At 73.0% G+C, this 8,921-nt stretch carries 9 protein-coding genes; 3 read left to right on the top strand and 6 right to left on the bottom strand.

The window, feature by feature from the left end; genetic code table 11:
• Positions 1–581, top strand: a 581-nt coding sequence (locus AB0O67_RS34785; RefSeq protein ID WP_365459238.1) for a D-arabinono-1,4-lactone oxidase, incomplete at its 5' end; no start/stop codon positions are given.
• 242 nt (positions 582–823) lie between these two features.
• Here AB0O67_RS34785 and AB0O67_RS34780 read toward each other — a convergent pair.
• Positions 824–1,072: a hypothetical protein gene (locus AB0O67_RS34780; RefSeq protein ID WP_365459235.1), complete on the bottom strand. Its 249-nt coding sequence runs from the start codon at positions 1,070–1,072 to the stop codon at positions 824–826.
• 470 nt (positions 1,073–1,542) lie between these two features.
• On the opposite strand from AB0O67_RS34780, the gene sepH reads away from it, so the two are divergent.
• A complete protein-coding gene (sepH, locus tag AB0O67_RS34775; protein WP_365459232.1) occupies positions 1,543–2,577 on the top strand; it encodes a septation protein SepH in 1,035 nt (344 codons plus the stop codon).
• 104 nt (positions 2,578–2,681) lie between these two features.
• Here the strand turns inward: sepH and AB0O67_RS34770 are convergent, their stop codons facing one another.
• Positions 2,682–3,533, bottom strand: coding sequence for a sulfurtransferase (locus AB0O67_RS34770; RefSeq protein ID WP_365459229.1), 852 nt, complete (start codon positions 3,531–3,533; stop codon positions 2,682–2,684).
• A gap of 295 nt (positions 3,534–3,828) precedes the next feature.
• Between AB0O67_RS34770 and AB0O67_RS34765 the strand changes: the two genes are divergently transcribed.
• Positions 3,829–4,695, top strand: a complete 867-nt coding sequence (locus tag AB0O67_RS34765) for a VOC family protein (protein ID WP_365459226.1) — start codon at positions 3,829–3,831, stop codon at positions 4,693–4,695.
• Here the strand turns inward: AB0O67_RS34765 and AB0O67_RS34760 are convergent.
• The 4 genes from AB0O67_RS34760 to AB0O67_RS34745 form a co-directional block, all read right to left on the bottom strand.
• Positions 4,684–5,331, bottom strand: coding sequence for a thymidine kinase (locus tag AB0O67_RS34760; protein WP_365459223.1), 648 nt, complete (start codon positions 5,329–5,331; stop codon positions 4,684–4,686). The genes AB0O67_RS34765 and AB0O67_RS34760 overlap by 12 nt on opposite strands.
• Positions 5,332–5,374: 43 nt before the next feature.
• Positions 5,375–6,565, bottom strand: a complete 1,191-nt coding sequence (locus tag AB0O67_RS34755; protein ID WP_365459220.1) for a nucleotide pyrophosphatase/phosphodiesterase family protein — start codon at positions 6,563–6,565, stop codon at positions 5,375–5,377.
• Positions 6,565–7,161, bottom strand: a complete 597-nt coding sequence (locus AB0O67_RS34750) for a DUF5998 family protein (RefSeq protein ID WP_365459241.1) — start codon at positions 7,159–7,161, stop codon at positions 6,565–6,567. Before AB0O67_RS34750 ends, AB0O67_RS34755 begins: the two co-directional genes overlap by 1 nt.
• A gap of 53 nt (positions 7,162–7,214) precedes the next feature.
• On the bottom strand, positions 7,215–8,921 hold a 1,707-nt coding region (locus AB0O67_RS34745; RefSeq protein WP_365459217.1), incomplete at its 5' end, for an acetate--CoA ligase family protein.

Below are 8,921 nucleotides of genomic sequence, written 5' to 3'. Positions count from 1 at the left end.
TCAAGGGCTGGTTCGAGGACGAGTTCCTCTCCAACGGGCTGTTTCAGGTGGCCAACTGGGTCGGTCGCGCCGCGCCGGCGAGCATCCCGGCGATCGCCCGGGTCTCCAGCAAGGCCCTCTCCGCGCGCACCTACACGGACATCCCGTACAAGGTCTTCACCTCCCCGCGCCGGGTGCGTTTCGTGGAGATGGAGTACGCCCTTCCGCGCGAGGCCGTCGTGGAGGCGCTGCGCGAGCTGAAGGCGACGGTCGACCGGTCCCGGCTGCGGATAAGCTTCCCCGTCGAGGTGCGCACCGCCCCGGCCGACGACATCACGCTGTCCACGGCGTCGGGCCGTGACACCGCGTACATCGCCGTCCACATGTTCCAGGGCACCCCCCATCAGGCGTACTTCACGGCAGCGGAGCGGATCTTCACCGCCTACGAGGGGCGGCCGCACTGGGGCAAGGTGCACACGCGGGACGCCGAGTACTTGGCCGGGGTCTATCCGCGGTTCGGGGAGTTCACGGCGCTGCGGGATCGGCTGGATCCGGATCGTCGGTTCCAGAACGACTACTTGCGCAGGGTGCTGGGTCCGTAGCGGGCGCACTGGGCGTGACGGTCGCCGCCGGCTCCTCGCCGGTGCCCTGTTCCCCCTCGCCGCTCTCACTCGGGCCGGGTGTCGGCGTCGGACTGCCCGTCGTACCGCTCTCGTCGCTGCCGGACGAGGCGTCGTCGGACGGCGTGGCGCCGTCGGGGGTGTCCTGCGTACCGGAAGGAGCGGGCGTCGAACCGCCCACCGTCGTACTCCCCTTGCCGCTGAAGCTGCCGCCGGAGGCCGGTTCACAGGTGGTGATGCCCGCCGGTCCGCGAGAAGAAGTGCCGGAACAGCGAACCGCCGCAGGTGGCGACGACGCTGACGAGGCCGGCGCCGAGGATGGTGCCGTACACACCGAAGTACGAGGCGAGTTCGGCTGCCACCACGGCGGCCACGGCACTGCCCGCGACCCGGGGCACGCTCAGGTCGATCCGCTTCTGCTCCACCTCCTCCCCGGTGCTCGACTCCTGGACGACATCGGTCCTTTCACGCATTCCGGGGCATTGCCTGCCTTTCCCGCACTTGATCGACTAGGGGCGCGAGAGGCGGACGTACGGCCGAAACCGGTAGTTCCGTATCTGGTGATTCCGTGAAGTACGCCACGTGCGCGATCGGGAAATCCCGTCAGCGGCGGCCAAGTGTCGTCCCCCGGAAGAAGTTGGGCGGCGCGCCAATCCACGCACGTGGTCCAAATGGAGTACTGTGGCGAGCCCTGGGTCCGGTCTCCCGCCTGGGCGTCCGCGACCTAGAAGGACCGCCGGGAGGGGGCTTGTTGCCCAGGGTGACGGAGTTGGTCACTTAGCGTTGCGAAAAGGTAACCGTGCCATAACGGCGTCGCAGGCCCCGTGCCCGACACGCCGGGCAACTCGGCAAGGTTGTGGCAGGCTGCACCCGGGCAGGCCACACTCGACTAGCGGAAGCAGCGACGCACGTGACGTCGGCAGGCACCACCCGGGAGGTCCCCATGCCCGAACTGCGTGTCGTGGCCGTCTCCAATGACGGCACACGGCTGGTGCTGAAGGCTGCGGACAGCACGGAGTACACGCTTCCGATCGACGAACGGCTCCGCGCCGCCGTGCGCGGCGACCGTCCCCGCCTCGGCCAGATCGAGATCGAGGTGGAGAGCCATCTCCGCCCCCGAGACATCCAGGCGCGGATACGTGCGGGCGCGACCGCGGAAGAGGTCGCCCAAATGGCGGGCATCCCCGTCGATCGCGTACGTCGCTTCGAGGGTCCCGTGCTGGCCGAGCGCGCCTTCATGGCCGAGCGGGCCCGCAAGACCCCGGTCCGCCGCCCCGGCGAGAACTCCGGCCCGCTGCTCGGCGAGGCCGTGCAGGAGCGCCTGGTGCTGCGCGGCGCCGACAAGGACACCGTGCAGTGGGACTCCTGGCGCCGTGACGACGGCACCTGGGAAGTGCTGCTGGTCTACGTCGTCGCGGGCGAACCGCACTCGGCGAGCTGGACGTACGACCCGCCCCGGCGACTCGTCCAGGCGGTCGACGACGAGGCCCGCTCGCTGATCGGCGAGGCCGACGACCTCGGCACGCCCGAGCCCAGCTTTCCGTTCGTCCCGCGCATCGCACGGCTGCCGCGCGAGCGCTCGCTGGAGCGTCCCCTGGAGCGGGAGCGGCCGAGTTTGCCGCCGTCCCCGGCCGAGCCCGCCGAGGAGGGCGTGGGTGAGCGGGACTCGCTGACCAGCCTGCTGGAGGCGGTGCCGAGCTTCCGGGGCGACCTGGTGGTCCCGGAGCGTCCCGCGCCCGAGCCGGTGGAGGAACCCGTCGCGGAGCCCGAGGCGGAGGAGCCTCCGGCGCCTGCGGCCTCGGCCGGTTCCGCCTACGCGGACGTCCTCATGCCACGTTCCGTCGGCAGCCACCGTGACCGCCTCGTCGGCGCCACCGACCGCCAGGCCGAAGCGGACGGCGTCCGCCCGGGCCGCAGAGCGGCCGTCCCGAGCTGGGACGAAATCGTGTTCGGGACGCGGCGCAAGAAGCAGGAGTAGTCCCGAAGATCGCCAGAGGCACGAGAGCCCGCACCTGATCGACCAGGTGCGGGCTCTCGGCGCGCACGCGGGTGAGCGAGCGACATGCCCCACCCGCGCCTGCGTCACTGTGGATCCGGTCCCACCGCCACCGGTCGCGACGGGTCCGACGACCACTCCGACCACGACCCCACGTACAGCGCCGCCGGGATCCCCGCGACGGCCAGCGCGAGCACTTCATGCGCCCCGGAGACACCGGAACCGCAGTACACGCCCACCTGCTCCCCGTCGTGCGCCCCCAGCGCGTCGAAGCGCGCCCGGAGCTCCGCGGCGGGCAGGAAGCGGCCGTCCGCCCCCACGTTCTCGTTCGTCGGCGCCGACACCGCCCCGGGGATGTGCCCACCCACCCGGTCGATCGGTTCCACGTCGCCCCGGTACCGCTCCGCCGCCCGCGCGTCGAACAGCACACCCGATCGGGCCAACGCCGCGGCCGCGTCCGCGTCGAGGAGCCCCTCCGCGCCGGGCTCCGGCCGGAAGTCGCCCTCCGCCGGCGTCGACTCCTCCACCGACAGCGCGCCCTCCCACGCCGGCAACCCCCCGTCGAGCACCCGCACGTCCGGGTGCCCCGTCCAGCGCAGCAGCCACCAGGCGCGGGCCGCGGCCCAGCCCTGGCCGCCGTCGTACACGACGACCCGGCGCCCGGACGTCACACCCGCACGGCGCATCGCGGCACCGAACTCCACGAGGTCCGGCAGCGGATGGCGCCCGTGCGCGCCGGCCACGGAGGCCAGTTCACGGTCCAGGTCGACGTAGACCGCGCCGGGGATGTGCCCGACGGCGTACTCGGCGTGGCCGTCGAACGGCGGCTCACCGGCCGCCTTGGCCACGCTCAGCTGCCAGCGGACGTCGAGCAGGACGGGCGGACGGGGTCCTGCCAGGTCGCTCGCGAGTTCGGATGCGGTGATGATGGCGTTCATGGTCACCATCCTTGCGCACGGGGTGGCCCCATCGTCCAGGTCCGGCTACTCTGCTCGGCCGGACACGCTCGATCACCAGGCGTACCGGGTCGGGCACAATTTGTAGAGCCGATCGACATCCGAGAGCAATCCCCCGGAAACGAACAAGCAACCGCAGGCCGGACAACTGCCGGGCGTGGAGCCGAATGCGGCCGCGTGCCCGGAGCGGGACACCGAGGGCGGTGCGAGCATCGGGCACGGGGGTCCGGGAGCGGAAGCGACGCGGCCACCGCGAGGGGCCGGGGAGAGAGTGACGATGACCGAGGCACGGGGGCCGGCCGACCGCGAAGGCGATGCGCACGTCCGGTACACGCCCGGCGCACCCTGCTGGGTGAGCCTGATGGTGCACGGACTGGCCGCGACCGAGGAGTTCTACGGGACCCTCTTCGGCTGGGAGTTCCGCCCCGGCCCCCAGCAGTTGGGCCCCTATGTGCGGGCCCTGCTCGACGGCCGTGAGGTGGCGGGCATCGGTCAGCTGCCGCCGGACCGGCATCTGCCCGTCGCCTGGACGCCGTACCTGGCCTCGGACGACGTCGACCGGACCGCTGACACCATCCGCCTGTGCGGTGGCACGGTCGGCGTGGGTCCGCTCGACGCGGAGGACGCCGGTCGGCTCGCCATCTGCTCGGATCCCTCGGGCGCGGTCTTCGGTGTCTGGCAGGCAGCGGCCCACCAGGGCATCGGCATCGCGGGGTTGCCTGGGACACCGGCCTGGCACGAGTTGCTGACGTTCGAGTCGGAGAGGGTCGCCAAGTTCTACGGCAGCGTCTTCGGCCACGAGCACGAGGCGGTCGTCTCCGCCGACATCGACCACGTCACCCTGCACCTCGACGGCCGCCCCGTCGCCGGCGTCCACGGCGTGGGCACCTCGCTCCCCCGCGACCGGGGCCCGCACTGGCTGACGTACTTCGAGGTCGCCGACGTGGACGAGGCGCTGCGTCATGTCGCCGGGCTGGGCGGCCATGTCCTCAAGCCGGCGGCCGAGAGCGCGCGCGGGCACGTGGCCACGGTGACCGACCCCGCGGGCGCGCGCTTCGCACTGATCCAGAGCCGGGCCGCCGCCGAGGCGGAACTGCCGGAGCGGAGCTGCGACAGGTACGACGGGGGATGCTCAGGCCGGTGACACCGGCAGCACGTCGGGCGACAGCGCCGCCGCGTGCGCCGAGGCGGCCGTCATGCGCCGCCGGTGATGCCGGCGGCACAGCACCTCGTAGCCGACGGTGTCCGCCTGGTTGACGTCGCCGACGACCACCTGGGCACCCTCGACGACCATCTGTCCGCCGACCGTACGGGCATTGTGCGTGGCCCGGGCTCCGCACCAGCACAGGGCCTCGACCTGGAGCACCTCGACCCGGTCGGCCAGCTCCACCAGCCGCTGGGAGCCCGGGAAGAGCTTCGTGCGGAAGTCGGTCGTGATGCCGAAGGCGTAGACGTCCAGGCCCAGGTCGTCGACCACGCGCGCTAGTTGGTCGATCTGCTCCGGCGCCAGGAACTGCGCCTCGTCGGCGATCACGTAGTCCGCGCGCCCGCCCTGCGAGAGCTGGTCGACGAGATACGCGTACAGGTCCATGCCGTCGGCGACCTCGACGGCGTTGGTGACCAGGCCGAGCCGGGAGGACAGCTTGCCCTCGCCGGCCCGGTCGTCGCGGGTGAAGATCACGCCCTGCAGTCCGCGCGCGGACCGGTTGTGCTCGATCTGGAGAGCCAGCGTCGACTTCCCGCAGTCCATCGTTCCGGAGAAGAACACCAGCTCGGGCATGGAAAGTTGAGCACCTTTCGGCGAGGGGTCGGCAGGGTGGGTGTCAGGAACGTACTTCGAGCAGCGGGACCAGCTGCTCGGCAGGGGTCATCGAGCCGTGGTTGCCCACCATCAAGGACTCCTTGGGCTCCCGCTGGGAGGCGATGAGCAGGACGTCGTCCCGTGCGGCCGCGACCACGTCGCCGATGCGCGCGTACACCCGCTCGTCGATGTGCGGCCCGAACCAGCCCGCCGCGATCGCCTCGTCCCGCGAGGCCACCCAGAACTGCTCGCCGAGCACCTCGCGCCAGCAGGTCAGCACGTCGTTCCCCGCGCCCGGCACCGCGTAGACGTGCCGGGCGCGGCCCTCGCCGCCGAGCAGGGCGACGCCCGCGCTCAGTTCCCAGTCCTCGTCGAAGTCGATGCGGTGCCGCTCGTCGAAGGGCACGTCGACCATGCCGTGGTCGGCGGTGACGTAGAGCGCGCTGCGCGGGGGCAGCTGCTCGGCCAGGCGCTCGACCAGGCGGTCGACGTACATGAGCTGGCCGACCCAGGTGTCGGAGGCGACGCCGTAGCGGTGGCCCGCGCCGTCGAGTTCGGCGTAGTACGTGTAGACGAGGGAGCGGTCACCGACGGCGAGCTGCTCGGCGGCGAGGTCCATGCGCTCCTCGCCGGTCAGCCGCCCGTGGAACGTTCCGCCGCTGAGCGCGACCTTGGTCAGCGGGGTGTTCTGGAAGGCGGGCGACGAGACCTGCGCGGCGTGCACGCCGGCGCGGTCGGCCAGCTCGAAGACCGTGGGGTACGGCTGCCAGGCGGCCGGCGGTGTCCAGGGGTGCCAGCGGAGCTGGTTCATCAGCTCGCCGGTGTCCGGGTTGCGCGCGGTGTAGCCGGGCAGGCCGTGCGCGCCCGGCGGGAGGCCGGTGCCGACGGAGGCGAGGGAGGTCGCGGTCGTCGCCGGGTAGCCGGCGGTGAGGGGGCGGCCCGTACCGCCGCGCGAGGTAGGGAGGAGAGAGGTCAGGAAGGGTGCCTCCTGGGGGTGCGCCTTCACCTGCTCCCAGCCGAGCCCGTCGATCAGGAACACACAGACCCGGTCCGCGGGGGTCAGCTCGGTGATGGCCGCGGTCATGCCGGGTACCCCCATGCCGGCGGCCAGGGTGGGCAGCAGGTCGGCGAGCGAGCCCGTGCCGTACTCGGGGCGCGGGGCGGAGTCGACGGCGAGGGGCTCGGGGTGCTCCCAAGCGGCGGGCTGAGCCATCAGCGCGTGGGGTCCGCGGTCGCCTCGGAGATGGCCTGCGCGAAGACGAGGGCCTGGCGGACCGTCTCCGGGCCGTCCCCGGCCTCGCTGACACGCAGGCTGAGGTCGTCCGCCGTCGAGCTGCCCGTGTAGCCGTGGTCCGCCTCGCAGTTGGGGTCGCCGCAGGCGGCGGGCTCCAGGTCGATTCGGGAGACGGCGCCCCAGCCGATCGTCAGCACCACTTCGCGCGGGAGGGTGCCCGGCGTGTACGACTCGGGGTTCCCGACGACGCGGCTGACCACGACCGAGGAGATCCGGTCGAGCTTCACCGACTCCGTCGACGTCGTGGCGTACGGCGTGGGCGAGGTGCTGTCGGCGGCCTGCTCGTCGGTGTGGCTGACGATGAAGCGGTGGTCGGTCAGGACGAGCACGGTCACATGCCGCCGCACCTCGTTCTGGTCGAACGTCGTCTCCTGATGGACCAGGTACGACCGGATGGGCTCGCCGCCCACAGCGGCCTCCACCGCCTCGGCCACGAGGGCCGGGTAGTAGCCGCTGCGCTCGATCGCCGCACGCAGCCCCTGGGTCGTCGTACTGGTCTTGGCCATGCCGTCCATCCTACGGGGGCCCACTGACTGCGAGGCACCGCTCCGGCTGTGCGGGCCATGGCTCAGTACGTCGGGAGGGTTCGTGGGCCCAGGTCGTCGCGGACGGGGGGTGGGGCCAAACGGACCGAGGCGCTGAGGACGCTCAGGCCGTCTGAGGCGACGACGACCGGTTCCAGGGTGACCGCGACGACCTCCGGGTGGTCGTCGACCAGGCGGGACACCCGAAGGAGCAGCTGTTCGAGGGCCGGGGTGTCGACGGGGGTGGAGCCGCGCCAGCCGAAGAGGAGCGGCGCGGTCCGGATCGAGCGGATCAGCGAGGTCGCCTCACGGTCGGTGACCGGGACCAGCCGGTGCGCGGTGTCCCCGAGCAGCTGGGAGGCGGCCCCGGCGAGCCCGAAGGAGAGCACCGCTCCGGCGGCCGGGTCGATCACGGCCCGTACCACGGTGTCCACTCCTCGCGGGGCCATCCGCTGCACGACCGGCCGCAGCTCCTCCGGCCCCCCGAACGTCTCCGTCAACTCGGTGTACGCCCGGAGCAGTTGCTCCTCGTCCGCGAGGTCGAGCCGGACACCGCCGAGGTCGGCGCGGTGGCGCAGGTGCGGGGCGGTGGCCTTGAGGGCGACGGGGTAGCCGAGCGCGCGGGCGGCCGCCGCCGCGTCGTCGGGGGCCGGGGCGGGCAGGGCGCGGTGCACATGGATGCCGTACCGGCGCAGCAGCTCGCAGGTCTCCTCCGTGCCGAGCGTGAGCCCCTGCCCACGCGCGAGCAGCCCGCCGATCAGCTCCGCGGCCCTCTTCTCGTCGATGTCGTCGTACTCGGGCACCTTCCCGGGGTCGGCGGCCTCCCGTCGCCACTGCCCGTACTGGACGGCCTGGGCGAGCGCGCGGACGGCGCGTTCCGCGGCGGGATAGGCGGGGATGAGGTGGGATTCGATGGGGAGGGGAGTGGGAGCCGTGGGGGCTTCCTGGCCGGTGACGGCTTTCGCCGTCCGTGGAGGCCGCGCAGGCGTACCCGGGCGCGTTCCCTCTACGGCGGCCGGCCGGCCTGAGCCGGCGCCCGCCTGCCCGGCCTCGCCCGCCGCGAGCCGCCGCTCCCCAGGGCGCAAGGGTTCCGCCCCGCTCCCGTCGCCGGGCCCCGCCGGCCCCCGCTGCGGTGCCGTGCTCGCCGCCGCCGACAGGGCGTCCGCGAGTCCGCCCAGCTCGACGTGGACCACGAGCACCGGCTTGGAGGGCACCGCCGCCGCACCCGACCTCAGAGCCTCGGCCAGCGCGGCGTCCCCCGCCTTCCCCTCCCCCACCATCGGTATCGCGGTCACCACGACCGCGTCACACATGTCGTCGGCCAGCGCCCGCGCCAGCGCCTCCCGGAAGTCCTCCGGCGAGGCCGCGGTCGTGAGGTCCCGCGGCGCCTGCGGCCGCAGCCCCTCGGCCAGGCAGGCGTCGTACGTCAGCAGCCCGAGCGACTCGGAGTTCCCGAGGATCGCCACCCGGGGCCCCGTCGGCAGCGGCTGGCGGGCGAGCAGCAGCCCGGCGTCCACCAGCTCGGTGATCGTGTCCACCCGGATCACCCCGGCCTGCCGCAGCAGCGCGGACACCGTGGCGTGCGGCAGCCGCGTGGCCCGTACCGCGTGTCCCTGGGGCGCCGCACCCCCGTGGCGCGCGCCCTGTACCACGACCAGCGGCTTCGCCGCCGCGGTCCGCCGCGCGAGACGGGTGAACTTGCGCGGGTTGCCGATGGACTCCAGGTACATCAGCACGACGTCGGTGTCCGG

The organism is Streptomyces sp. NPDC086077 (genome assembly GCF_040686175.1).
GTDB lineage: Bacteria > Actinomycetota > Actinomycetes > Streptomycetales > Streptomycetaceae > Streptomyces.
This window is presented reverse-complemented; position numbering and strand designations above follow the sequence as displayed.

Coding starts and splice junctions, on each gene's coding strand:
- AB0O67_RS34780 (WP_365459235.1), bottom strand. CDS start 1,072: ATGCGTGAAAGGACCGATGTCGTCCAGGAGTCGAGCACCGGGGAGGAG.
- AB0O67_RS34765 (WP_365459226.1), top strand. CDS start 3,829: ATGACCGAGGCACGGGGGCCGGCCGACCGCGAAGGCGATGCGCACGTC.
- AB0O67_RS34755 (WP_365459220.1), bottom strand. CDS start 6,565: ATGGCTCAGCCCGCCGCTTGGGAGCACCCCGAGCCCCTCGCCGTCGAC.
- AB0O67_RS34750 (WP_365459241.1), bottom strand. CDS start 7,161: ATGGACGGCATGGCCAAGACCAGTACGACGACCCAGGGGCTGCGTGCG.
- AB0O67_RS34760 (WP_365459223.1), bottom strand. CDS start 5,331: ATGCCCGAGCTGGTGTTCTTCTCCGGAACGATGGACTGCGGGAAGTCG.
- AB0O67_RS34770 (WP_365459229.1), bottom strand. CDS start 3,533: ATGAACGCCATCATCACCGCATCCGAACTCGCGAGCGACCTGGCAGGA.
- sepH (WP_365459232.1), top strand. CDS start 1,543: ATGCCCGAACTGCGTGTCGTGGCCGTCTCCAATGACGGCACACGGCTG.